Source organism: Agrobacterium sp. CGMCC 11546, from assembly GCF_013365515.1.
GTDB lineage: Bacteria > Pseudomonadota > Alphaproteobacteria > Rhizobiales > Rhizobiaceae > Agrobacterium > Agrobacterium fabrum.
The window spans coordinates 747,011-769,538 of the sequence record NZ_CP047387.1 but is presented as its reverse complement, the minus strand read 5'-3'; the positions used below and the strand labels follow the sequence as shown (position 1 = coordinate 769,538).

At 60.3% G+C, this 22,528-nt stretch carries 24 protein-coding genes; 17 read left to right on the top strand and 7 right to left on the bottom strand.

Going from position 1 to position 22,528, the window contains the following annotated elements:
* The first annotated feature begins 17 nt into the window (after positions 1-17).
* The 3 genes from pssA to GSF67_RS03900 all read left to right on the top strand — a co-directional run bounded on the left by pssA (position 18) and on the right by GSF67_RS03900 (position 2,866).
* Positions 18-884 carry a CDP-diacylglycerol--serine O-phosphatidyltransferase gene (gene pssA, locus GSF67_RS03905; protein ID WP_035216083.1) on the top strand — a complete coding sequence of 289 codons (867 nt, stop codon included), beginning with the start codon at positions 18-20 and terminating at the stop codon, positions 882-884.
* A gap of 171 nt (positions 885-1,055) precedes the next feature.
* Positions 1,056-1,187 carry a hypothetical protein gene (locus GSF67_RS26210; protein ID WP_006314540.1) on the top strand — a complete coding sequence of 44 codons (132 nt, stop codon included), beginning with the start codon at positions 1,056-1,058 and terminating at the stop codon, positions 1,185-1,187.
* Positions 1,188-1,573: 386 nt separating this feature from the next.
* Positions 1,574-2,866 (top strand): PleD family two-component system response regulator, encoded by a 1,293-nt coding sequence (locus GSF67_RS03900; protein WP_006314533.1) that lies wholly within the window; start codon positions 1,574-1,576, stop codon positions 2,864-2,866.
* A gap of 46 nt (positions 2,867-2,912) precedes the next feature.
* On the opposite strand, the gene GSF67_RS03895 is transcribed toward GSF67_RS03900, so the two are convergent.
* Both GSF67_RS03895 and GSF67_RS03890 read right to left on the bottom strand, forming a co-directional pair.
* Positions 2,913-3,674 carry an SOS response-associated peptidase gene (locus tag GSF67_RS03895; protein ID WP_006314531.1) on the bottom strand — a complete coding sequence of 254 codons (762 nt, stop codon included), beginning with the start codon at positions 3,672-3,674 and terminating at the stop codon, positions 2,913-2,915.
* 10 nt (positions 3,675-3,684) lie between these two features.
* Complete coding sequence (locus GSF67_RS03890) at positions 3,685-4,008, bottom strand: YnfA family protein (RefSeq protein WP_035216073.1); 324 nt, start codon at positions 4,006-4,008, stop codon at positions 3,685-3,687.
* 133 nt (positions 4,009-4,141) lie between these two features.
* Between GSF67_RS03890 and GSF67_RS03885 the strand changes: the two genes are divergently transcribed.
* The 9 genes from GSF67_RS03885 (at position 4,142) to GSF67_RS03845 (ending at position 10,114) form a co-directional block, all read left to right on the top strand.
* Positions 4,142-4,558, top strand: a complete 417-nt coding sequence (locus tag GSF67_RS03885; protein ID WP_006314525.1) for an NUDIX hydrolase — start codon at positions 4,142-4,144, stop codon at positions 4,556-4,558.
* Between the two features lie 98 nt (positions 4,559-4,656).
* Positions 4,657-5,094, top strand: coding sequence for a TIGR02301 family protein (locus tag GSF67_RS03880; RefSeq protein ID WP_006314523.1), 438 nt, complete (start codon positions 4,657-4,659; stop codon positions 5,092-5,094).
* Between the two features lie 105 nt (positions 5,095-5,199).
* Positions 5,200-5,457 (top strand): hypothetical protein, encoded by a 258-nt coding sequence (locus GSF67_RS03875; protein ID WP_006314521.1) that lies wholly within the window; start codon positions 5,200-5,202, stop codon positions 5,455-5,457.
* A gap of 14 nt (positions 5,458-5,471) precedes the next feature.
* Positions 5,472-6,239, top strand: a complete 768-nt coding sequence (locus tag GSF67_RS03870; protein ID WP_006314519.1) for a hypothetical protein — start codon at positions 5,472-5,474, stop codon at positions 6,237-6,239.
* A gap of 122 nt (positions 6,240-6,361) precedes the next feature.
* Entirely contained in the window at positions 6,362-7,210 is an 849-nt protein-coding gene (locus GSF67_RS03865) for a folate-binding protein YgfZ (RefSeq protein WP_006314517.1), read from the top strand.
* 2 nt (positions 7,211-7,212) lie between these two features.
* The gene (locus tag GSF67_RS03860; RefSeq protein ID WP_006314515.1) at positions 7,213-7,836 is read left to right on the top strand and encodes a YfbR-like 5'-deoxynucleotidase; all 624 of its coding nucleotides are present in this window, start codon (positions 7,213-7,215) and stop codon (positions 7,834-7,836) included.
* The gene (locus GSF67_RS03855) at positions 7,833-8,351 is read left to right on the top strand and encodes a tyrosine phosphatase family protein (protein WP_006314512.1); all 519 of its coding nucleotides are present in this window, start codon (positions 7,833-7,835) and stop codon (positions 8,349-8,351) included. The genes GSF67_RS03860 and GSF67_RS03855 overlap by 4 nt, the downstream gene beginning before the upstream one ends.
* Positions 8,352-8,428: 77 nt before the next feature.
* Positions 8,429-9,250: a mechanosensitive ion channel family protein gene (locus GSF67_RS03850; RefSeq protein WP_006314510.1), complete on the top strand. Its 822-nt coding sequence runs from the start codon at positions 8,429-8,431 to the stop codon at positions 9,248-9,250.
* 180 nt (positions 9,251-9,430) lie between these two features.
* The gene (locus GSF67_RS03845) at positions 9,431-10,114 is read left to right on the top strand and encodes a metal-binding protein ZinT (protein ID WP_006314508.1); all 684 of its coding nucleotides are present in this window, start codon (positions 9,431-9,433) and stop codon (positions 10,112-10,114) included.
* 51 nt (positions 10,115-10,165) lie between these two features.
* Here the strand turns inward: GSF67_RS03845 and GSF67_RS03840 are convergent, their stop codons facing one another.
* The 3 genes from GSF67_RS03840 to GSF67_RS03830 all read right to left on the bottom strand — a co-directional run bounded on the left by GSF67_RS03840 (position 10,166) and on the right by GSF67_RS03830 (position 13,063).
* Positions 10,166-10,984: an ABC transporter permease gene (locus GSF67_RS03840; RefSeq protein WP_006314506.1), complete on the bottom strand. Its 819-nt coding sequence runs from the start codon at positions 10,982-10,984 to the stop codon at positions 10,166-10,168.
* A complete protein-coding gene (locus GSF67_RS03835) occupies positions 10,981-11,769 on the bottom strand; it encodes an ABC transporter ATP-binding protein (RefSeq protein ID WP_035216069.1) in 789 nt (262 codons plus the stop codon). Before GSF67_RS03835 ends, GSF67_RS03840 begins: the two co-directional genes overlap by 4 nt.
* Positions 11,770-12,019: 250 nt before the next feature.
* The gene (locus tag GSF67_RS03830; RefSeq protein WP_035214837.1) at positions 12,020-13,063 is read right to left on the bottom strand and encodes an ABC transporter substrate-binding protein; all 1,044 of its coding nucleotides are present in this window, start codon (positions 13,061-13,063) and stop codon (positions 12,020-12,022) included.
* A gap of 291 nt (positions 13,064-13,354) precedes the next feature.
* Here GSF67_RS03830 and GSF67_RS03825 point away from each other — a divergent pair, with 291 nt between their 5' ends.
* The 4 genes from GSF67_RS03825 to GSF67_RS03810 all read left to right on the top strand — a co-directional run bounded on the left by GSF67_RS03825 (position 13,355) and on the right by GSF67_RS03810 (position 19,310).
* Positions 13,355-14,914, top strand: coding sequence for a VOC family protein (locus GSF67_RS03825; protein WP_006311558.1), 1,560 nt, complete (start codon positions 13,355-13,357; stop codon positions 14,912-14,914).
* 132 nt (positions 14,915-15,046) lie between these two features.
* Entirely contained in the window at positions 15,047-17,815 is a 2,769-nt protein-coding gene (locus GSF67_RS03820) for a DUF2339 domain-containing protein (RefSeq protein ID WP_006311559.1), read from the top strand.
* Complete coding sequence (locus tag GSF67_RS03815) at positions 17,812-18,456, top strand: HD domain-containing protein (protein ID WP_006311560.1); 645 nt, start codon at positions 17,812-17,814, stop codon at positions 18,454-18,456. Before GSF67_RS03820 ends, GSF67_RS03815 begins: the two co-directional genes overlap by 4 nt.
* Positions 18,457-18,467: 11 nt before the next feature.
* Positions 18,468-19,310, top strand: coding sequence for an MOSC domain-containing protein (locus GSF67_RS03810; RefSeq protein ID WP_006311561.1), 843 nt, complete (start codon positions 18,468-18,470; stop codon positions 19,308-19,310).
* Between the two features lie 284 nt (positions 19,311-19,594).
* Here GSF67_RS03810 and GSF67_RS03805 read toward each other — a convergent pair whose 3' ends face one another.
* Complete coding sequence (locus GSF67_RS03805) at positions 19,595-20,329, bottom strand: bifunctional 2-polyprenyl-6-hydroxyphenol methylase/3-demethylubiquinol 3-O-methyltransferase UbiG (RefSeq protein WP_006311543.1); 735 nt, start codon at positions 20,327-20,329, stop codon at positions 19,595-19,597.
* Between the two features lie 164 nt (positions 20,330-20,493).
* Between GSF67_RS03805 and GSF67_RS03800 the strand changes: the two genes are divergently transcribed.
* The gene (locus tag GSF67_RS03800; protein WP_035214829.1) at positions 20,494-21,708 is read left to right on the top strand and encodes an MFS transporter; all 1,215 of its coding nucleotides are present in this window, start codon (positions 20,494-20,496) and stop codon (positions 21,706-21,708) included.
* A 54-nt stretch (positions 21,709-21,762) separates the two neighbouring features.
* Here GSF67_RS03800 and recO read toward each other — a convergent pair whose 3' ends face one another.
* A complete protein-coding gene (gene recO, locus GSF67_RS03795) occupies positions 21,763-22,527 on the bottom strand; it encodes a DNA repair protein RecO (RefSeq protein WP_006311541.1) in 765 nt (254 codons plus the stop codon).
* Position 22,528 lies beyond the last annotated feature (1 nt).

Sequence of the window (22,528 nt, the reverse complement as noted above, 5' to 3'; positions counted from 1 at the left end):
ACAGGAAGGGCATGCGCATGGAAACGCCGGCAGCAGAGTCACAGCAGAACGGAAAACAGGATGGCCGCAGTGATAGCGGCCGTGGGCCCCGGCTGCGGGAGATTCCCTTTCGGCTCCTGGTGCCCAATCTGATCACCGTTCTCGCGATCTGCGCAGGCTTGAGCGGCGTACGCCTTGCCATCGAAGGCCGCTTTGAACTCGCCGTCGGCATGGTGCTCCTCGCCGCCTTTCTCGACGGCGTGGACGGGCGTGTTGCCCGCATGATGAAGGCGACCTCCAAATTCGGCGAGCAGATGGATTCGCTTGCCGACATTGTCAATTTCGGTGTCGCTCCTGCTCTCGTCGTCTATATCTATCTGCTCGACCAGGCGCGTTCGATCGGCTGGATCGGCGCTCTCATCTATGTCATTGCCGCCGGCCTGCGCCTGGCGCGCTTCAACGTCATGATCGAGCGGCCGGTGAAGGCGCCCTGGCAGAGCGAATTTTTTGTCGGTGTTCCGGCCCCGATGGGCGCGATGCTGGTGCTTCTGCCAGTCTATCTCGGCTTCCTCGGCGTGGAGCCGGACAAGCCCTTCGCTTACGTCGCCGCCGCCTATACGGTCCTGATCGGTTATCTTCTCATCAGCCGCCTGCCGGTCTGGTCGGGGAAGTCCAGTACCCGCATCCGCCGTGATCTGGTGCTACCCATGATCCTCGTCGTCGTGCTCTATGTGGCGATGCTGATGAGCTTCACCTGGGAAGTTCTGGTTCTGACGGTCGCCGCCTATCTCGTCTTCATTCCCATCAGCGCCCGCCTCTGGCATCGCCGCTACGGTACGCTGACCATCGAGGAAGACGCGCATGACGATGCCAATGGCGGCAACGGCCTCGATCGCGGCATTTAAAACCGCAGGTTTATTTTTTGCCAGACAAGCCGGTGCAGGATGTGACGCAAAATGTCGCAGCCTGAAAAACCGTCTTCGTCTCTTTCGCCTCGAATCCGTCAAGATTAGCCTCGAAAGAAGGGGCTCACACGCATCGCAAAGGCGATTGGCGTGAATTGTGGAGAGAGAGAAATGACGAACGAGACGAAGGCACAGCCGCAGGCGAAGCCCGACCTCAAGAGCCACTACCGCCCGCTCGGACTGAAGGCCGTTGCTGCCGCAGCCCTGATGCTGAAGCGTAAGCCCACCGCCAAAACCGCCTGAAAACATTCATTTTTCTGATATCAGCGGATATTGGGGATTTTCCGGAAAACGGAGAAATCCTGACGGAAGATCAACAATCGCGCGGCGCCTTTTGCAGGCGCCGTTTTTGTTTCTTGCACCCCGCGATATTGTCGATCGCAAACTATTCATAGAAATGGCCGACTTCCGTAACGAAGCCGCAACGAAACTGCAGTACAAAGCCCGCCTTCGACAAGAAGGCTATACGAGCGCCAACGTATAGATTAGTGAATACAAAAGAACTTTTCTATTCCGCATTTTTCCACAACAATGCATAAGCTGGCCTTCGAATTCGCGGATACGCGAATGACGAATATTCGGCGTTGAGGAAAGACTGGGGAGACGGGCCAGGGGGGCTTGGGACGGCCATGCAGGATAAAATCCTTCTGATTGAAGATTCCGTTGCTCTTTCCATGCTGCTGAGGACGCGGCTTTCGGATGAAACGGAAGCCGAGGTCGTCCATTGCGCCAGCATGGCCGAGGCCGATGCCCTGATGCAGGCCAATAATTTCACGCTGGCGCTGACGGGTCTCAACCTGCCCGATGCGCCGAAGGGGGAAATTCTGACGCTTCTATCCGAGCGCAAGGTGCCGGCCATCGTCTTCACTGCAACGGTGGATGAGGAAGCGCGCAAGCGTTATGCCGAAAAGAAGATCATCGACTATATCGTCAAGGACGGCCATCGCACCGTTGATGCCGTGGTCAAGACGGTCGACCGGATTATGACCAACAAGCGTTTTTCCGTTCTGGTGGTCGATGATGCGCGCACCGCACGCTCCGGCCTCGTGGAAATTCTGGAGCGGCAGAATTTCAAGGTCAGCGAGGCCCATTCGGGCAACCGGGCGCTGGAAATCCTCTCGCAGGACCCGTCGATCCAGCTCGTCATTACCGATTACCACATGCCTGATATGGACGGTTATGAACTGACGCGACGCATCCGCGACAGCAGGTCCTCCGAAGACCTGCGGGTGATCGGCATATCCTCCTCCACGGACCGCCTGCTTTCGGCAAGCTTCCTCAAGGCCGGCGCGTCGGATTTCGTCTACCGCCCCTTCGTACCGGAAGAATTGCAGTGCCGCATCGACAACAATATCGAGACACTGAAGCAGCTCAAGCGCCTGCGTGAACTGGCCGAACGGGACCACCTCACCGGCCTGCCCAACCGTCGCTCCTTCTTCGAGCGCACGCGGGCGCTGATGGATGTCATCAATGCCAATGACGAAAGCGGCGCAGTCGCCATTCTCGATATCGACCATTTCAAGAAGATCAACGACACGCTGGGGCACGATGCCGGCGACAGGGCGCTGAAGAAGCTGGCCGAACTGCTGCAGGGCATGTGCGACGAGCGACGCCATATCCCGGCCCGTCTCGGCGGTGAGGAATTTGCCGTGTTCCTGCGCGGGCTGGATGCGCGGGCTGCCTATGCCTTCTGCGAGGAACTGCGCGAACAGGTGGAAAAGAACGGCCGGCAGCTGAGCGGCAGCAGCCTGGCACTGACAATTTCACTCGGTGTCGTGGAGATCGAAAAGGGAGAGCCCTTCGACAACCAGCTGAATGCGGCGGATCAGTTGCTCTATCTCGCCAAGGCGAATGGCCGCAACCGCGTTTATTCCGACATCATGATCCAGGAAGGCCTGCAGAAAATCGGGCTGAACGGCTGAAGGCCGCGGCAACGCTCAGCTCTAGTCTCTAGGCACAGAAAACGCCTCAAAACAGCGACATCTGCCCGTCATCCTTCGCCGGCCTGACCTTCGCCAGCGGCGCGCTTTCCGGCACCGGATCGATGAGATCGGCCCCGACATTGGCGACCTTGTTGACCTTGTCAGAGACCGGAATCATCTCGAAGAAATCATCCTGAACCGGTCGCATCAGATCAGCGACCTCGCGTGGCTCCTGGGTCTTGCAGTCCAGCCAGCGGCTGAAATCCTCCGGCGCAATGACAACGGGCATACGATCGTGAATACGGCCGATCGCGGCATTGGCGGCGGTGGTGAGGATCGCGCCGGTATCGACCTCCGAGCCGTCGGCAGAAGACCAGGTTTCCATGAGGCCGGCGAAAGCAACGATGCCGCCGTTTTTCGGGCGGATAAAATAGGGCTGGGCTTTGCCGCCCTCCTCCTTTGGCGGGCGTCGCCATTCGTAAAAGCCGGTTGCCGGGATGAGCACGCGGCGATGGCGCATGGCGGCTCGGAAGGAGGCCTTGCCGATTGCGGTTTCGGAACGGGCATTGATGAGCAGCGGAAAGTCCTTCGGATCCTTCACCCAGCCCGGCATGAAACCCCAGCGCACCAGCACGGCCCGGCGGTTGGGCAGGTTGCTGCCGCGCTCCTGCCGCTCGCCTTCCATGACGACCAGAATGGGTTGGGTCGGCGCGATGTTGAAACGGGCGGGAAAATCCTCAAGGCCGATAAGATCGAGATAATCGGCGATCTCTTCGGGCGTTGCCTTTAGCACGAAACGTCCGCACATGGCCTTCTCCTCAACCCCGTGGTCCGAACAGGATGATGGCGGTGCCGGCAAGGCAGACGACGCCGCCGGCAATATCCCAACGGTCCGGCGCATGGCCTTCCACGCCCCAGAGCCAGAACAGCGAGGCGGCAATATAGATCCCGCCATAGGCGGCATATGCCCTGCCCGCCGCCTCTGTCGGGACCAGTGTCAGAAGCCACGCAAAAGCGGCCAGCGCCACCATGCCGGGCAGCAATATCCAGCCGGTCTTGCCGAGTTTCAGCCATGCCCAGAAGGAAAAACAGCCGGCGATTTCGGCAACGGCCGCCAGAACATAGATAAGATAGACCTTCATTCCACCGTCTTTAGTCTGCACAATCTCGCCTGTTCCGGACTATAACCATCGGCGCGGAAACCGGAATCGATTTTTCCGGGCCACGATACCACGATAGACAGGCCGGAAACGGCCGAAACAAGCGAAACCATTCATGACCCTTCGTATCAAGCCCCGTGCCGCCTCCTCCGCCATCGTCAGGAACGGAGATCGGCTGCTTCTGGTGCGCCGTATCAACCCGCCCTCCAAGGACATGTTCGCCTTTCCCGGCGGACGGGCCGAAGAAGGGGAAACTCCGGACGAAACGGCATTGCGCGAACTGCACGAGGAAACCGGTATCATCGCCCGCAGGCCGCAGCTTTTCGCGACCTACGATCTTCCCACCCGTGACGCTAAAGGCGTGCTGACGAGCCACTATTTCCTATCAGTCTTCACCGTGGAAACAGATGCAGATCCGCTGGTGACAGTGGGTGATGATGCGGCGGATGCGGGCTGGTACACCTTGGCGGAGATTCGCCTTCTGCCGGCGCCCGAAAGCGTTGTCGAATGTGCCGAGCGCCTGCTTGCATGATTGCCAGCCAGCCAGAATCGCTATTATCTAGGACCGATCCGCCCGCCGGATGGTCACGAGCCAACAGTTCACGAGTATGTGTGGGGCAGAATAGAATTTTGATACGACCAACCATCTTCCTGTCTCTTTTTCTGACAATGCTTGCCATATCAGGGCAAGAAGGCGTCGCTTATGCGCAGCCTTCAAAATCCGCTTCCGAGGCACGTCCTGCGGAAGCGGCGCCGCCCAAACCTGCCCCTTATGACGACAAGCTGGCGCGGCTTTCGGAAATATTGGGCGCGGTGCAATATCTGAGAACGCTGTGCCCCTCTTCCGGACCGGAGGACTGGCGCAAATCGATGAGCGACCTTCTGGCTGCGGACACGGCGAGCGAACCCGAACGACGCCAGCGCATGACGGCTGCATTCAACCGTGGATACCGCTCCTTTGCAGCCATCCACACCAGTTGCACACGTGCCGCCATCATGGCAGAAGAGAACTACCGTAACGAAGGGGCAACACTCGCGCAGGAAATCGCGTCCAGGTTCGGAAATTAAAGGTTTATTAACCTCTTTTCGCCGCAGCCCGTGCCGTTTTGATAAAAGGCTGCTAGTGTTGTTAACAGGGTGGTAAGGACTTGCCCGCCCTGTCGAGGATGAAAAATGCAGACGAGCCGTAACGAAATCGACGATATGATCGTGCATGAAAAGATGCAGGTCGCTCTGGAGCACCAGAACGAGGCATGGGCTGACGGCATGGCCGACGGCATCGAGCCTGAGATCATCGCCGATGCCGCGATCGCTCTGGCCATGCGTGAAACCATCCGTATCCACGGCGAGGCCGGCGCGGAAGCAATGCTGGAATCGCTGCGCCAGCGTATGCTTCAGGGCGAATTTTCGCCGCAACGGATCATACAGTAAAGCCGGAGTCTATCATGTCTTGCCTGAGCAAGGGGCTTTTGCGCTCTTCCGCCCTGCTGTCCATCCTGCTTGCGCTCACCGCCGGCCCTATCGGCCTGCCTGAGAAAGCCTTTGCCCTTTCCGAGCTGAAGCCGGCGCAAAAGGGTGAAAGCGAACCGCAGGCACAAAACGGCGAACAGCCGCAGCAGGCACAGCCTGCGGAGCCCGACGAAGTCGAAGGCGATTCGGATGGCATTCCCCTGCCCGACCCGCTGGTCGACCGTTCCGCCGGCAAAGCGAACCAGCAATCCGCCAAGCCCGACACGACGCCGGAAATGTCCGTTGTCATCGAGCACGATATTTCCAAGGCGCCCGAGCCCGTGCGCAAGCTGCGCCAGCAGATCATCGATGCCGCCGCGTCAGGCGATATCGAGAAATTGCGGCCCTTCATCGTTGCCGGACAGAATCAATTCCGCATCGACGGCAGTGACAGCGAAGACCCGATCGCGGCGCTGAAAAGCTATTCCGGTGATCCTGATGGCCTGGAAGTGCTGGCGATCATCATCGATTTGCTATCGACCGGTTACGCCCATATCGATGCCGGCACCCCTGACGAAGCCTATGTCTTCCCCTATTTCGCCGGAAAACCGCTGAATACGCTGACTGCGCCGGAAAAGGTCGAGTTGCTGCGCATCATCACGGCGGGCGATCTGGCGGACATGCAGGAATATGGCAATTACAGCTTCTACCGCATCGGCATTTCGCCCGATGGCAAATGGAAGTTCTTCACCGCCGGCGATTGATCGCATCCCGGCGCTTGCCGTTCTCGGGTAAAAATCCTAACTGTGCGAAATGAGCATTCCGGCAAAGTGCATCTGCATTTTGCCTGATATCGCGCAGTCTCGATGAACCGAACGGTGACGCCATGCCTTCCGCCTTTCTTGTCGACCGCCGCCTGATCCGGGTTTCCGGCACCGGCACCGAAGAGTTTCTGAACAATCTCATCACGGCCGATATCGAAAATCTGCCGGAGGGCGAAGCCCGTGCGTCGGCGCTTCTCACGCCGCAGGGCAAAATCCTGTTCGATTTCCTGATCTGGCGCGACGGTGGAGATTATCTTGTTGAAACGGGTGCCACCGAACAGGACGCGTTGCTGCGCCGCCTGACCATGTACAAACTGCGCGCGCCCGTCGAGCTGAAAGCCGAGACCGTTGAAGGCATCAGCGTTTTCTGGGGGGACAGCGCGGCGGAGGCAGGCGTGCGCGATGACCGTTTCGCCAAGGCGAGTGTCGATCTCTGGCGTGTGCCCGGCGCATCCGCCTCTGGCGAGGCTGCAGCTTATGAGGCGCTGCGCGTCGAGCACGGCATTGCCGAATCCGGCCGAGATTATGCGCTGCAGGATGCTTTTCCCCATGATGTGCTGATGGATGTGAATGACGGCGTTTCCTTCAAGAAGGGCTGCTTCGTTGGCCAGGAAGTCGTTTCCCGCATGAAACATCGCGGCACTGCAAGACGGCGCGTCGTGACCGTTTCGGCCGATGGCACGCTTCCCGCCAGCGGGACGGAGATTACCGCCAATGGAAAACTCGTCGGTGCACTGGGAACCGTCTACGGCAACAGGGCCCTTGCCATCGTGCGGACCGACCGCGTTGCCGATGCGCTTGCCGCCGGCACGCCGCTTCTTGCCGACAATGTCGCGGTAAGCGTGGCCCTGCCAGCGTGGAGCGGGCTTTCATTCCCGGCGGCCGATCCGGCGGCTCGGGCGGAGGACTAACAGTGGCCCCCGCAAAAAGTCCGCGCGCCTGGCAGCGCATGCTATCGGGACGACGGCTCGACCTGCTCGACCCTTCCCCGCTCGATGTGGAAATTTCCGACATTGCTCATGGCCTTGCCCGCGTCGCCCGCTGGAACGGCCAGACGCGCGGCGACCACGCCTTTACCGTCGCCCAGCATTGCCTCATCGTCGAGACCATTTTCTGCCGCATGTGCCCGGGTGCCACGCCTGACGAGATGCAGATGGCGCTTCTGCACGATGCGCCGGAATATGTGATCGGCGACATGATCTCGCCGTTCAAATCCGTGGTCGGCGGCGGTTACAAGACCGTGGAAAAGCGGCTGGAAGCCGCCGTGCATCTGCGTTTCGGCCTGCCGCCGCATGCGTCCCGCGAGTTGAAGGATCGCATCAAGAAGGCCGACACAGTGGCCGCCTTTTTCGAAGCGACCGAGCTTGCCGGTTTTTCCACCGCCGAGGCGCAGAAATTCTTCGGCCTGCCGCGCGGCATCACCCGCGATATGTTCGATATCATCCCCCTTCCCTCGACGGAGGCGCAAAGACTGTTCATCGCCCGCTTCGAGGCAATCGAGACGCTGCGCGTGACCAGAACCGGGGGCGCAGTATGACCTGCATCGTTGTATCGCCGCTGTCGCGGATCGCCGAAATGGCCGTAAAGCACAAGGCCCGCGAAATGGTGACGCTGATTGCCAGGGAGCAGAGCTTTCACCGCCCGGCCGTCATCGCCGCCGAGCGGCATCTGACGCTTGCCATGAACGATATCGCCTTCAAGGGCACCGGCGATCTCATTGCACCCGATGATGCACATGTATTGAAGCTGATCGATTTTGCGGGGGAATGGGATCAGTCCGCGCCGCTGCTCATCCATTGCTGGATGGGGATCTCGCGCTCGCCGGCCGCCGCTGTCATCGCCACACTCAGCCTTTATCCTGATCAGGACGAGACTGAGCTTGCGCAACGCCTGCGCACCGTTTCACCCTATGTCACGCCCAATTCCCGCATCATCGCCATCGGCGACCGGCTGCTGCGGCGCGAAGGTAGGCTTATCAAGGCGATCAAGGCGATCGGCCGCGGGGCGGATACCGATGGCAACGTGCCTTTCGTGCTGCCGCTTGCCGGCTGAGGCCCGATTTTGGGCGGAACCGCTGCGGCACCCATTCGTTACCAAACCTGAACGGCAATAAAATCACGGGATAATTCATGGAACAACAGGCAACCGATATCCTCGTCGCATCGCAGACGGCCGTACGGCAGGCGAGCGCGCTGGCGGTGCAATATTCCTTTTCGGTCATTGGTGCGCTGCTGCTGCTGATCATTGGCTGGCTGGCCGCCGCCTTCCTGCAACGCTGGGCGTTTCAAGGCCTGTCACGCATTCGCGGTTTCGATGCGACGCTCGCCGGTTTCTTCGCGGGCGGCATCCGTTATGTCGTGCTCATTCTGGTCATCGTTATGGTGCTTGGCCAGTTCGGGGTGCAGACTGCCTCGATTCTCGCCGCCCTCGGCGCTGCCGGCCTCGCCATCGGCCTTGCGCTGCAAGGCACGCTGCAAAACATTGCCGCCGGCATCATGCTGCTTGTGTTGCGCCCTTTCCGGGTTGGCGAATATATCGAAACCAGCACGGTCAGCGGCACGATCATCGAAATCGGGCTTTTCGCCACCGAACTCAAGACCAGTGACGGGCTTTACCGGCTTGCGCCGAATTCCACACTCTGGAACGTGCCTATCACCAATTACAGCCGCTTTCCTTCACGCCGCCACGAACTCAGCCTGACTGTCAAGAACGACGAGGATATGGCTGCCGCGCAGGATATGCTGATGACCGTGGTGCGTTCGGAAAGTCGTATCCTGCTCGACCCCGCCCCGGTTACATTCGTGGATTCCGTTACCGCCGACAGCGCCACCGTTAAATTGCGGTATTGGGTGCGCAGCGACAACTATTTCGTAACGACGCGCGACGTGACAAAAGCCATGCGGCTCGCTTTTGACGAACGCAAGGCTGAGGTGAGCGCACAGCCTGCCTGAGGCCTGACGGTTAATCCTGCCCGCATATTTTAAGCGCGGTGGCTCAATAGCCATCGCGTTTTTCATGATCCGACGTCAACACCCACCCTTGCATCCTGTCAAAGACGCCTCTATAGGTCGAAATGTAATGTTATTACGTTACTCACTTTTTTTGATCGCAGACTGAAGAGGGCCGAAACAATGCAGAAGACACTGACCCGCGTCACCGGCGCGCTCGCACTTGGTTCCATGCTGGTGGCGGCTGCCGCGGCAACGGCTGCCGGCGGCGACAAACCCGCTGCCCACAGCCATGACCATGGTCATGACCACAGCCAGATGACCGAGGCTGAAACGCAGATTTACAAGGGATATTTCGAAGATGCGCAGGTGAAGCCGCGCCCGCTGACCGACTGGGAAGGCGACTGGCAGTCGGTCTATCCTTACCTGCTGAACGGTTCGCTGGATTCCGTCATGGCTGAAAAGGCAGCTCATGGCGACAAGACCGCCGCAGAATACCGCGCCTATTACGAAATCGGCTACAAGACCGATGTCAACCGCATCGTGATCGCGCCCGACAGCGTTACCTTTTATAAGGAAGGCAAGCCGACCAAGGGCACCTATGTCAGCGACGGCCAGGAGATTTTAACCTACAAGAAGGGCAACCGCGGCGTTCGTTACATCTTCAAGAAAACCGCCGGCGATGAGGCCGCACCGCAGTTCATCCAGTTTAGCGACCACACCATCGCACCGAAGAAGGCCGGACATTATCATCTTTATTGGGGCAACGACCGCAAGGCGCTTCTGGACGAAGTTACCAATTGGCCGACTTATTACCCCTTCCTGATGGACGGCGCTGACATCGTTGAGGAAATGGCGGCGCATTAATTTTGTACCCCATGGTCAGCACGGGTGTTTTTTGCGCCCGTGCTGCATCTCTCACTGCCCCATGGTCGAACGATGGGCCCAGCCAGTCATGCGCTTTTCCAGCCAGGCCATGACCGCATACATGGCAATACCCTCCACTGCGAGCATCAGCAGGCCGGCAAAGACCAGCGGCACGTTGAACTGGCTCTGCGCCGAACTCATCATATTGCCGAGGCCGTAATTGGAGGCGACGGTTTCCGAGACGACCGAGCCGACGAAGGCGAGCGTGATGGCGATTTTCAGCGACCCGAAGAAATAGGGCATGGATCGCGGAATGCCGACCTTCAGCATGATGTCCATCTTCTTTGCGCCGAGTGCGCGCAACACGTCTTCGGTCTCCGGCTCGATGGTGGCGAGCCCGGTGGCGACATTGACGACGATGGGAAAGAAGGAAATCAGGAAGGCGGTCAGAACGGCGGGAACCGTGCCGATGCCGAACCAGATGACGAGGATGGGCACCAGCGCCACCTTCGGGATGGCGTTAAAACCGATCATCAGCGGATAAAGACCCGCATAGATGGTCTTCGACCAGCCGATGAACAGGCCGATAGCGAGACCGGCGGCGACGGCAATGGCAAAACCCAGTGTCGTGGTGTAGAGCGTCTGCAACGAATTTTTCCAGATCGGCGACCAATATTGCACGATGGCCTGCCCGACCCTGATCGGCGACGGCAGAATAGTTGGCGGCATTTTCAACGCATAAACGAGCAGTTCCCACAATGCGAAAAGCGCCAGCGTATAAAGCCATGGCGCGGCCTTCACCCAGTTGACCCGCTCAATCAGCGGCTTGCGCGGTTCGGCCGCCACAGAGCTTTCCATGATCGCGCTCATGCCGCCACCCTCGCATGCGCGATTTCGCCATGCAGTTCCTGCACCATGTCGTTGAAACCCTTGTCATACATGATATCGAGCTGGCGCGGACGGGCGAACGGCACGCGGTGTTCCGCCAACACCCGGCCGGGCCTTGCGCTCATGACGAAAATCTTGTCCGCCAGAAAGGTCGCTTCGCGCAGATCATGGGTCACGAGAATGATGGTGACGCGCTGCGCAGCGTGCAGATCGCGGATGACGCACCACAGCTCTTCGCGGGTGAAGGCATCGAGCGCGCCGAAAGGCTCGTCAAGCATCAGCAGTTCCGGTTCGTGGATCAGCGCCCGGCAGAGATTGGCGCGCTGCTGCATGCCGCCGGAAAGCTGCCAAGGGTATTTGGAGCCAAACCCCTTCAAGCCGACGATTTCCAGAAGACGCTCGGCTTTCGCGACATAGCTCGCCTTGTGGGCGCGCAGCCGGCGACGGTGTTTCTCAACGATTTCGAGCGGCAGCAGGATGTTTTCCAGCGTCGTGCGCCAGGGCAGCATCGTCGGGTTCTGAAACGCCATGCCGACGATGGAGACGGGTTCGGTGACCTGCCGTCCGGCGACGATGACATTGCCCCTCTGCGGAATATGCAGCCCTGTCACCAGCTTCATCAGCGTGGACTTACCGCAGCCCGACGGGCCGACGACCGCCGCGAATTCACCCTTGTCGACCGTCAGGTTCAGGCCGGAGACGGCAAGCGTGCCGGCAGAGCCACCGTAGCGCATGTCGACACTGTCTATTTCCACGAGATGTGACAACGAAGTCCCCTATGTCTTCGGCAGGAATGGGCGCTTACGGCCTTCGTTTTCCTGCCCATTTTCAAAGGCAGCGGCCGTACTCGGCATCGCCGCCAGTTTCTTCTCCCCGCCGGGGAGAAGGTGGCCCGAAAGGTTAGATGAGGGGCAACGGCAGAGACGTCAGGAGAGCTTGCCCCCTCATCCCGCTGCCGCGGACTTCTCCCCGGCGGGGAGAAGAAGCAGGCCGCACCCACTCGCGCTACAATCCTCTTCAGGGAAGCATGCGTTCTTCCTTGGGCGGCAGGTAGGCCGCATCGAAGACCTGCTCGGCCTTGACGTTGCCCTTCAGGCCCATGGAAACCTTGAGTGTATCCAGAGAGGCGGCAAGCCGGGCCGGATCGACGCCGCCCATGCCGTTCTCCACCACGTAGGGCGTCTTGATATTCATGCTGTTGGCCATGTTGAGGCGTTCAAGCTCAATGGCGCTATCAAGCGTCTCGTTGCGCTTCAGCACCGCCGCCACGCCCTCTTCCGGGGTCTTGACCGAATCGGCAAAGCCCTTGGCCAGTGCTTTCAGAAAACCCTTGACGGCATCAGGGTTTTTCTCAGCGAAATCAGTGTTTACCAGCACCGCATTGCCATAAAGATTCAACCCGTGCTCGGCCATCAGAATGGTCGAGATATCGTCATCGGCAATGCCCTGTTTCTTGAGATTGAGAATGACGGAAAAGGCAAAACCGAAAACGGCATCGACATCGCCCTTGGCGAGCATCGGTTCACGCACCGGAAAACCGATCGATTCGATCTTGATCTTGCTGTCATCGAGGCCCGCCACCTGCTTGAAGGCCGGCCATTGCGCGAAGGCGCCATCCGGTGGTGGTGCGCCGAGCTTCTTGCCTTCCAGCGATTTCGGATCGCCGGTGACGCCGAGCGATTTGCGGCCGACCACCGCGAAAGTCGGGCGCTCATAGACCATATAAACGGCCTTGATCTTCTGGCTAGGATCCTCGTCGAGGAACTTCATCACCGAGTTGATATCGCCAAATCCCATCTGATAGGCACCGGTCGCAACACGCGGGATCGCCTCGACCGAGCCGTTGCCGCTGTCGATGGTGACATCGAGGCCTTCGGCCTTGAAGTAGCCCTTGTCGAGCGCCAGCAGGAAACCGGCGGCCGGTCCCTCGAATTTCCAGTCAAGCGTGAATTTCACCGGCGTTTCAGCATGAGCACCCGTCACCGGCAGCGAAAAGCCCGCGACCGCACCGAAGGCGGCAATCGCCAACGTTCTAGACAACAACCTGCGCGTTAAAATCATCTATTCCCCCTGATGGTTTTGCTTGATTGGTTGCATAAGACCCAATTCCAACCCTCAAGGCAAGATAAAATTGCACACAAAATAGCCGTTATTTTGTATGCTTATTTTATATGCATAGATGATCGATACACAGGCAAACTGCTGGCAATTCTGCCCATCCCGCGTGCAACGAAGGCGCGGAAATATCGTTCACACGGAGAACACATCGTTCTCATTTGCCAGGGTTGCGGATCAGGGGCAGCGTAGGACAAATAGAGCCACAAACAGCAGGCGAAACGGCGGGACGGCAACATGAATTCTGCACTTGGCATACACCACATCACCATGATCACCCGGAAGGTGCAGGCGAATGTGGATTTTTACGCCGGCTTTCTGGGGCTGCGGCTGGTCAAGCGCACGGCCGGCTTCGAAGACGCCATGCAGCTGCACCTGCTTTACGGCGACGATATTGGCTCTCCCGGCTCGCTATTGACCTTTCTGGTCTGGGAAGATGGCGGCCAAGGCCGCGTCGGTTACGGGCAGACGCTGGAAATTTCCGTGGCGATCGATCCCGCGGCGATCGGATTCTGGCTGACACGGGCGCTGAAATTCGGCCTGCGCGCCGGGGGACCGTCGGATGAATTCGGCGCGCCCGTCCTTCGGTTGAAAGACCCCGATGGCCTGATTGTCAAGCTGGTTGGCACCCATGCCTTTGCCGATGCGACGCCGCATGTGACGGCCGATATCTCCGCCGAAGATGCCATTCGCCGAATCTATGGCGCAACCATGCTGAGCGAGGTGCCGGAAGAAACCGTGGCGTTTCTGGAAAAACACTTCGGTTACCGGCAGGAAAGCCAGGCGGGCGCGATCCGCCGGCTCGTTTCCGATAGCGGCGACATCATCGATGTGCGCGACGCGACCGGCTTCTGGTCCAGCGCGCCCGGCACCGGCACGGTCGACCACATCGCCTTCCGTGCGAAGGACATGGATGAGCTGAACACGGTTCTCACCGGCTTGAAATCGCTGAATTCCAGCACCACCAATGCCCATGACCGGAAATATTTCCACTCGCTCTACGTCCGCGAACCGGGCGGCGTGCTGATTGAAATGGCGACCGATGCGCCCGGCATGACGGTGGACGAGCCGCTGGCGACGCTTGGCGAAGAACTGTTCATTCCACCGCTGTTCATGAAGGATGAAGCGGATGTACGCGTTGCCCTGCCGCAATTTGCGATGCCGGGCGAAGAGCGGATCGTTTATCGCGACCTGCCCTTCGTGCACCGTTTCTACACGCCGGAGGAGCCTGACGGCAGCACCATCATCCTGCTGCACGGTTCCGGCGGCAGCGAAACGAGCCTGATGCCGCTGGCGCACCGGGCGGCCCCCGGCGCTACCCTTCTCGGCGTGCGCGGACGCAGCACGGAAGAAGACATCGCCCGCTGGTTCCGGCGCTTCCCCGATTTCAGCTTCGACCAGAAGGATATCCTCTTGGAAGCGGAGGCCTTTGCCGCCTTCGTGGAAGGGGCAATCCGCGCCTATGGTCTCGATCGCTCGAAACTGCGGTTCATCGGCCATTCCAATGGCGCGAACTTCTATGCGGCCTTTGCCGCGCTTTATCCGGAGCTTGCCGGCGACGCCCTGCTCTACCGCCCGATGCCGGTTCTTGAAACATGGCCGCAGAGCGATCTTTCCGGCCGCAATTTCGTGCTCGTTGCGGGAGAACGCGACAAATACCGCGATGGGGCAAGCGAGCTGCAAGGCAGACTTGCGGCAAGCGGCGCGAGGGCTGAGTTGGAAACGGTCGAGGATGGACACGAATTGGGGCTTCCCGATATCGAAGCGGCACGGCGCTGGCTGGCGGATGCTTCCTGATACGAGGCGGTTAGGGTGTCACCCACGAGTGGCACTCGCTCGCTCTCCCCGTTACCCACACCTCCATCAACCGGGCCTTGCATAAATTCACCAAAAGGGCTTTAAAAACAGCTTCGTAATTGGAGAGTCCGTTTGGAAATCCCGCTGTTTATCCTCGCCCTCGTCGCGGCCTTCATCTACACGCTGGTCGCGAGCATCCGCAACTCAGGCCGAATCAAGTCTCTGGAACGGGAGGTTCACAGCCTCAAGCGGCTGATGGCCGCGGGTGTCTCTCCCGTGATGACGCAGGCAGAGGGCGCGGAAGCAGCGGAAAAACCGGATTTCTCAGCGGAAGCGGAAAGCGAAGCCGCACCGGAAGCAACAGCCTTCCAAGCTGAAGAAGCATCCGAGCTCGGCGAAACGGTAGCCCCGGCAGCACCGGAAGAAGTCGCACGCGAAGAAGCACAGCCTGCGCCTGCCGCGGCGATTGTCGAAACACCGGCAGCGAAGGAGAGCTTTGAAAGCCTGCTCGGCGCCCGTTGGGCGGTCTGGGCGGGCGGTCTGGCGCTGGCGCTTGGCGGCATTTTCCTCGTCAAATATTCGATCGAATCGGGGCTCTTGAGCCCGGCGGTCAGGCTTTCGCTCGCCGCCATTTTCGGTCTTTTCCTCGGGCTTGCCGGCGAGGCGATCCGCCGCAAGGCGGTGCCGGGCATTGCCACCGCCTATTCCAACGCGATGATACCGGGCGTGCTGACGGCAGCCGGCGCATTGACGCTGTTCGGCGTGGTCTACGCGGCCTATGGCATTTACGATTATATCGGATCTGGAACGGCTTTCATCCTGCTTGGGCTTGTCGCCTTTGCCACCATCGGACTATCGCTTCTGCACGGACAGGCGCTGGCCGGTCTCGGCCTTCTCGGTTCGATGCTGACTCCGGCGCTGATTTCCAGCGAAACGCCAAATATCTGGGCGCTTTTCGTGTTCCTGACGATCTCGTGGCTGGCGACCGCAGCAGCAGCGCGCCGGCAGGGCTGGACCGCCGTTCCATCGCTTGCCAATGCCGGCATCGGTCTCTGGGCGCTGGGTTATATCGGTTTTTCCGATACGATCAGTGCCGAACCGCCGACGCTTGCCCTGCTCGTCATGCTGGCCGGCACGATCTTCCTGTGGCCCGGAAAGCAGCTCGACACCCCGCCCGCAGAAGCAGCCGAAACCGCAGCTCCCGAGCGGCGCGCGGTCCGCATCATGCGGCTTCTGCTGCGCCCGTCGCTCGCCATCAATCTCACGGTATCCATGGCCGTGATCCTGCCGGCCATCGGCTTCCTCTTTGCGGAGGGCAGCGTCGACACCCATCCGGCCCTGATCGTTTCGGCGCTCATCGCTGCACTTGCCGCCCTTGGCGCCGCCCGCCACTATGCTGTCTGGCCCGCGATCATCGCCGCGCTCGGCGCCCAGACTGCGGTGTCGCTGATGTCACGGCAGGGCATCGACTTCATCGGTCTCATCAATGATACCGGCGTAACGCTTCCGCCCGTCGGAACAGGCTACACCGCGGAAATCGCCATGGCGCTCGGCCTCGGCGTGATCCTGGTGCTGTGTGCCTTCTCCTTCCTCAAACGCAAGGGCGCCGAAGATGCGGATTTCGCCCAGCTCTGGGCCGGTATCGCAGCACTTTTCCCGGTCTGGCTCGCCACGGCAAGCTTCGTCGAATATGGCAATCTCGGCCGAGACTGGCTGCACGCTGCCTACGGTCTCGGGCTTGGCTTCGTGCTGCTTGCAGGTGCCGAATGGCTGCACCGGCAGAACGATGAGGCCTATCGCAAATCGCTCAACATTCTCGTGCTCGGTTCCTTCGCTGCCTTCGCGCTCAGCCTGCACACGCTGACGGAAGGGCTTGCGACAACCGTGCTGCTTTCCGTCATCGGCTTCCTCTATGTGCTGGCAAGCCGCAAGCGTAACTGGGAGGTGCTGCCCTGGGTGATGGCGGTGGCAAGCGTTGCCGTTCTCGGCCGCATCGCCTGGGAACCCACCATCGTCGGGCCGCAAAATCTCGGCACCACACCCGTCTTCAACGCGCTTCTGCCAGGTTATGGCATTCCGGCACTGTTGGCCGTCGCCTCTGCCTGGCTGCTGCGCGACTGGCCGGGGGTCAGAGCCAAGAACTTCCTGCAGGCGATTGCCAGCGTCATGGGCCTTCTGGCAGTCGCCATCCTCATCCGCCACGCGATGAATGGCGGCACACTTGACAACAGCGTGCCGACGCTCGGCGAACAATCGATCTACACGCTGCTGACCATCGGTTTTTCGGGCGTGCTGATGACGCTTGATCTCAAGAGCCCCAGCCCCGTCTTCCGTTACGGTTCGATGATTGCCGGCGTTATCGCCGTCATCAACGTGCTGACGATGCATTTCTTCACGCTCAACCCCTATTTCACCGGCGAAAATACCGGCCGCATACCAGTCCTCAACCTGCTGCTGATCGGTTACCTGTTGCCGGCGCTCGCCTATGGCGGCCTTGCCTATTATGCGCGGAGGAAACGTCCCCCGCCCTATGTCAGCATGCTGGCGGTGGCGGGTGCGGCGCTCGGTTTTGCCTGGGCGACGCTTTCGGTGCGCCGTTTCTGGCAGGGCGAGAACATCGCCGACTGGAAAGGCTTTATGCAGGGCGAGACCTATAGCTATTCGGTGGTCTGGTTGCTGATCGGCGTGTTGCTGCTCGTGCTCGGTTCGCGCTTTAATGCCCGCAGCCTGCGTCTGGCATCAGCCGCCTTCGTGCTGATCTCAGTTGCCAAGGCCTTCCTCATCGACATGAGCAACCTTGAAGGTGTGCTGAGAGCCCTGTCCTTCATCGGCCTCGGTGCGGTGCTGATCGGTATCGGCCTGTTCTACCAGAAAATCCTGACCCGGAAGCCGCAGGCATGATCGCGGCCGAGGCTTTCGCGCCCCATGCGGCGCTTGCGCAGGAGCTGATACCGCACGCCGCCGATACCGGCGACGGCTCGCACGACCTTGCCCATATTCACCGCGTCTTCCGCAACGCCATGCGCATCCATGCGGGCGAAGGCGGCGATGGCAATGTGCTCGCGGCAAGCGTGCTGCTGCATGATTGCGTCGCGGTGGAGAAGAACTCACCTTTGCGGGCACAGGCCTCAAGGCTTGCGGCGGAAAAAGCATCAGGCATTCTGGCCGGGCTTGGCTGGCAGAAGCAGGATATCGAAGCCGCCGCGCATGCCATCACCACCCACAGCTTTTCCGCCAATATCGAGCCGCAGACACTGGAGGCAAAAATCCTTCAGGATGCCGACCGGCTGGATGCCATCGGCATGGTGGGGGCGGCCCGCTGCTTTTATATTGCCGGGCGCATGGGCTCGGCGCTTTACGATCCGGCCGATCCGCTGGCGAAGGAGCGACCGCTTGACGACCGCGCCTTTGCCATCGACCATTTCGAAACAAAGCTGTTCAAACTGGCCGATGGCTTCCGCACCGAAACCGGGCGGCAGATGGCCAAAGCCCGGCATGAGCGGCTGAAACAGGTGCTCGACCTGTTTCTCGACGAGATTTGAGGATATCGAAGATGCGCGTGACCGAACTCAACATCTATCCGCTGAAGAGCGCGCGCGGCATTGCGCTTAAGGAAAGCGCCGTTTCGGCCGAAGGCCTGCCGGGAGACCGCCGCGCCATGCTGACCGACCCTTCCGGCCATTTCATCACCCAGCGCGAGTTGCCCGCCATCGCCACCGTGCTGGCGCGGCATGAGGATGGCGGCATGGCGCTTTCGCGCGAGAGGAGCGGCGAGATTTTCGCAAGACCCTCCGGGCAGCGTATGGATGTGGCGGTGTGGAAATCAATCGTCAGCGCCAATATCGCCGATGATGAAACCAACGACACACTCTCGGCCTGGCTTGGGCGCGAGGTGAAGCTGGTATTCTTTGACGATGCCGCAAAACGCATCGCAAGCCTTGAATGGACGGGCAATGAGACACCCGTCACCTTTGCGGATGGCTACCAGATCCTCGTCACCACCACCGCCTCGCTTGCCGCACTCAACGACAACATGCGCGGAAATGGCGAAGACGCCGTGGGCATGGAGCGGTTCCGGCCGAATATCGTGCTGGAGACGGAAGAGGCCTGGGCGGAGGACCGCTGGGCTGCCATCGAGATCGGCGGCATTCGTTTCGATCTCGTCAAACCCTGCGCCCGCTGCATCATGACCACGCAGGACCAGATGACCGGCTCCCGCGACGTGCCCTCCCCCATGAAAGCCATGGGCCGCATTCGCATGTCCGGCGACCGGCGCGTGCCGGGTCCACTGTTCGGCTGGAATGTGACGCCGCGCGGAGAAGGCAGGCTGTCCGTCGGCGATGTAGCAAGAGTGGTCGAGGAACGGCCGGAGGGCTGGGCGATCAAGCGGCGGTAGGCCGGCGGCTTGGTTCTAACGGGACCCGCAGCAGGCTCCATGTTCTCATAGATGGCACACCCTCTCTCCCTCATTCCTGTGCTCGTCACAGGAATCCAGCCGACGCGCGGCGGCGCGGCGGAGAGACTCTTTTCAGCCCAAGGACTTGGGCTGGCTGGATCCCTGTGACGAGCACAGGGATGAGGAGGAGCGCGCTACTGTCATCGATCAACAACCAGCTCCGAGCCGGACCCGCCGATCTCCATCATTGTTTCACACTCGCAAATGCGATGCGTAGTCTCAAGTCACGGCTTCTTCGCCCCGACAATCAGAAAGATCGGGCGGCGATCCTCGTGCTTCAGTTCTGGCCGCTCGGCCATCAAAGCCGGATCAGGCCGTGGTTCCGCCAGCTGCGCAAGGGCAAAACCGGCAGACAGCAAGCCATTGAGAATGCCTGACACGGTGCGGTGATATTTGACCACATCATCCGCCATCCAGTTGGAGTGGCGCACGCCCTCGCTCTGGTAGTTGTCGAGCGGCCAGTGCAGGATTTCGCCACCCTCGCCATAAAACCAGTCCTGTTTTTCCAGCGCCGTGAAGACCGGATGCTCAATGGAAAACACGAAATCGCCGCCCGCCTTCAGCACAGCGAAAATCTTTGCGAATGCCGCGTCGAGATCACGGACGTAATGGAGCGCTAGCGAACTCAGCACCACGTCGAAACTCTCCTGCGGAAAATCGATGTCTTCGATCGCCGCCCGGCGATAATCGATGCCCGGCCCGCCATTGATTTCGGCAGCGCGGCGCAGCATGTTTTCCGAGAGATCGACGCCGACAATGCGGGCCGCCCCCTGCTCCGCCGCATAACGACAATGCCAGCCGAAACCGCAACCGAGATCGAGAAAAGACCTGCCTTTCAGGTCCGGCAACATGGCGCGCAGCTCATGCCATTCGCCGGCCTGGCGCAAACCCTCGATGGAACGCGGCATGGCGCTATAACGTTCGAAAAATCCTGCGTCGTCGTAGATATTCTGTTTCATCGTCGTCGCTCCGACCGTATTCCATCAATGCCATGAATAATGGCCGTCAACAAAAGTCGCTAGTGGGACAGCCTGACAAAAGATAATATTCATCCCATCATAGAGGAATCCGCAGCAAGCCATGGCCCTTCTTTTTGGGTGCGCGCTGCGATGGGGGAATGTTCATGTCGCAAGCCACACGCCAGACCATGCCCTGGCTGATCATCGCAGCCGGGTCGCTGATTGCGGTCATGACCTTCGGTCCCCGATCGGCCATGGGGTTCTTCCAGTTACCGATGCTTGCCGATACCGGCTGGGATCGTTCCACCTTCGGTCTTGCCATGGCTTTGCAGAACCTGTTCTGGGGTCTTGGCCAGCCGTTCTTCGGCGCGATTGCGGATAAATACGGCACGGGCCGCGTGCTCGTTCTGTCAGGCATTCTTTATGCCGCGGGTCTCGTCTGCATGTCCTTCGGCACCTCGCCCTTCTGGCTGCATTTTGGCGGCGGCGTGCTTGTCGGGCTTGGCATTGCCGCCGGTTCCTTCAGCGTCATTCTTTCCGCCTTCGCGCGCCACGTCACGCCGCAGCAGCGCTCACTTGCCTTCGGCATCGGTACGGCGGCGGGTTCGGCCGGCATGTTCCTGTTTGCACCCATCAGCCAGGGGCTTATTTCCGCCTATGGCTGGTCGGACAGTCTCGTCTGGCTGGCTGCCATGATGGTGCTCGTTCCGCTGCTGGCATGGCCGATGCGCGGTAATTCCTCTTCCGGCAGCCAGTCGCAGGCGCAGTTCCAGCAGACGGTGGGCGAAGCGCTGAAGGAGGCGCTTGGCCACAAGAGCTATCTGCTTCTGACCACCGGTTTCTTCGTCTGCGGTTTTCAGGTGGCCTTCATAACAGCGCATTTCCCGGCCTATCTCGGCGATATCGGCATCGAACCACGTTACGCGGTCATCGCCATGGCGCTGATCGGCTTCTTCAACATCATCGGGTCGCTCGCCGCCGGGGTTATCGCCCAGCGTTATTCGAAACCCTATCTGCTCGCCTATATCTATATTGCCCGCTCGGTCGTGGTCACGGCCTTCCTGCTGCTGCCGCAATCGCCGCTTTCGGTCATCCTCTTCGCCTCCTTCATGGGCATTCTGTGGCTTTCCACCGTGCCGCCCACCAATGCGCTGGTGGCGATCATGTTCGGCACCCGTCACCTCGGCATGCTGGGCGGCGTGGTTTTCCTCACCCACCAGATCGGCTCGTTCCTCGGCGTCTGGCTGGGTGGCTTCCTTTATGACCGGTTCGGCACCTACGATATCGTCTGGTGGCTCGGCGTTGGCATGGGGATTTTTGCGGCCATTGTGCACTGGCCCATTCAGGAGCGGCCGGCACCACGGCCAGCAATGGCATGAGACTGGAGCGCATTTCCTGACGGAAAACCGGGGTCCACTTTTCCTGGAAATGCTCTAGACCGCTTTATCGAGAGCGGGCGGCTCAGCCTTTCGCTCCAGCGCCTTCAGCGCCGCCTGCACGAAACCGTCGCGGGCGGCGTTTTCATTGAGGCCGCGCGGATCGTAAACATGCCGGTGGAGGAAATGGTCGGTCAGCCGGAACGCCGCCGCGAGGCTTTCGGGATCGGCGGCCGTCGACTGTCCTTCGCCGAGAAAGGCGGGAAGCGCAAGCATCCTTGCCGCATAGGGCGCGCCCGCCGTGCGGCAGACCGCCCTGCCCGTCTTTGGCGAGACATAGATGAGATCGCTGCGCAGCCCCGTCGCCGCACATTCGCTGAGGTCGAGGCCGAAACCGAGATCGTTCAGCACCGCCAGTTCGAAGCGCACGAACAGTTCGCCGGCATCGACGGGATCGTGGAGATTGTCGAGAATGACATCGAGCGCCTGGTAAAGATGCGGATGCGGATCACGCTCCGGCAGAAGCCGAAGCAAAGCGCCCATGGCCTGCACGCCATATACGGCTGTTGCCGTCTCCATCAGCTGTCCTGCGCGCAATTGCAGCGGTTCGATACGGAATTCACCGAGATGATCGTGCAGGCGGGCGCGCCAGATGACATCCACCCGGTTTCCGGCCTGCAGCACCGGCTGCATGGTGCGGGATCGGCCGGAGCGCACCATGCCCAGATGGCGGCCGCGCGAAGGGGTCATCACCTCGGCGATGACACTCGTCTCGCCATGGCGTTTAACGCCGAGAATGATCGCCTCATCCTGCCACTGCATG

What these genes read in the sequence shown, in the direction of transcription:
- GSF67_RS03830 (WP_035214837.1), bottom strand. Translation starts at nt 13,063, where the DNA reads ATGATTTTAACGCGCAGGTTGTTGTCTAGAACGTTGGCGATTGCCGCC.
- GSF67_RS03895 (WP_006314531.1), bottom strand. Translation starts at nt 3,674, where the DNA reads ATGTGCGGACGTTTCGTGCTAAAGGCAACGCCCGAAGAGATCGCCGAT.
- recO (WP_006311541.1), bottom strand. Translation starts at nt 22,527, where the DNA reads ATGCAGTGGCAGGATGAGGCGATCATTCTCGGCGTTAAACGCCATGGC.
- GSF67_RS03875 (WP_006314521.1), top strand. Translation starts at nt 5,200, where the DNA reads ATGCAGACGAGCCGTAACGAAATCGACGATATGATCGTGCATGAAAAG.
- GSF67_RS03815 (WP_006311560.1), top strand. Translation starts at nt 17,812, where the DNA reads ATGATCGCGGCCGAGGCTTTCGCGCCCCATGCGGCGCTTGCGCAGGAG.
- GSF67_RS03900 (WP_006314533.1), top strand. Translation starts at nt 1,574, where the DNA reads ATGCAGGATAAAATCCTTCTGATTGAAGATTCCGTTGCTCTTTCCATG.
- GSF67_RS03890 (WP_035216073.1), bottom strand. Translation starts at nt 4,008, where the DNA reads ATGAAGGTCTATCTTATCTATGTTCTGGCGGCCGTTGCCGAAATCGCC.
- GSF67_RS26210 (WP_006314540.1), top strand. Translation starts at nt 1,056, where the DNA reads ATGACGAACGAGACGAAGGCACAGCCGCAGGCGAAGCCCGACCTCAAG.
- GSF67_RS03855 (WP_006314512.1), top strand. Translation starts at nt 7,833, where the DNA reads ATGACCTGCATCGTTGTATCGCCGCTGTCGCGGATCGCCGAAATGGCC.
- GSF67_RS03805 (WP_006311543.1), bottom strand. Translation starts at nt 20,329, where the DNA reads ATGAAACAGAATATCTACGACGACGCAGGATTTTTCGAACGTTATAGC.
- GSF67_RS03825 (WP_006311558.1), top strand. Translation starts at nt 13,355, where the DNA reads ATGAATTCTGCACTTGGCATACACCACATCACCATGATCACCCGGAAG.
- pssA (WP_035216083.1), top strand. Translation starts at nt 18, where the DNA reads ATGGAAACGCCGGCAGCAGAGTCACAGCAGAACGGAAAACAGGATGGC.
- GSF67_RS03870 (WP_006314519.1), top strand. Translation starts at nt 5,472, where the DNA reads ATGTCTTGCCTGAGCAAGGGGCTTTTGCGCTCTTCCGCCCTGCTGTCC.
- GSF67_RS03845 (WP_006314508.1), top strand. Translation starts at nt 9,431, where the DNA reads ATGCAGAAGACACTGACCCGCGTCACCGGCGCGCTCGCACTTGGTTCC.
- GSF67_RS03810 (WP_006311561.1), top strand. Translation starts at nt 18,468, where the DNA reads ATGCGCGTGACCGAACTCAACATCTATCCGCTGAAGAGCGCGCGCGGC.
- GSF67_RS03840 (WP_006314506.1), bottom strand. Translation starts at nt 10,984, where the DNA reads ATGAGCGCGATCATGGAAAGCTCTGTGGCGGCCGAACCGCGCAAGCCG.
- GSF67_RS03800 (WP_035214829.1), top strand. Translation starts at nt 20,494, where the DNA reads ATGTCGCAAGCCACACGCCAGACCATGCCCTGGCTGATCATCGCAGCC.
- GSF67_RS03865 (WP_006314517.1), top strand. Translation starts at nt 6,362, where the DNA reads ATGCCTTCCGCCTTTCTTGTCGACCGCCGCCTGATCCGGGTTTCCGGC.
- GSF67_RS03850 (WP_006314510.1), top strand. Translation starts at nt 8,429, where the DNA reads ATGGAACAACAGGCAACCGATATCCTCGTCGCATCGCAGACGGCCGTA.
- GSF67_RS03885 (WP_006314525.1), top strand. Translation starts at nt 4,142, where the DNA reads ATGACCCTTCGTATCAAGCCCCGTGCCGCCTCCTCCGCCATCGTCAGG.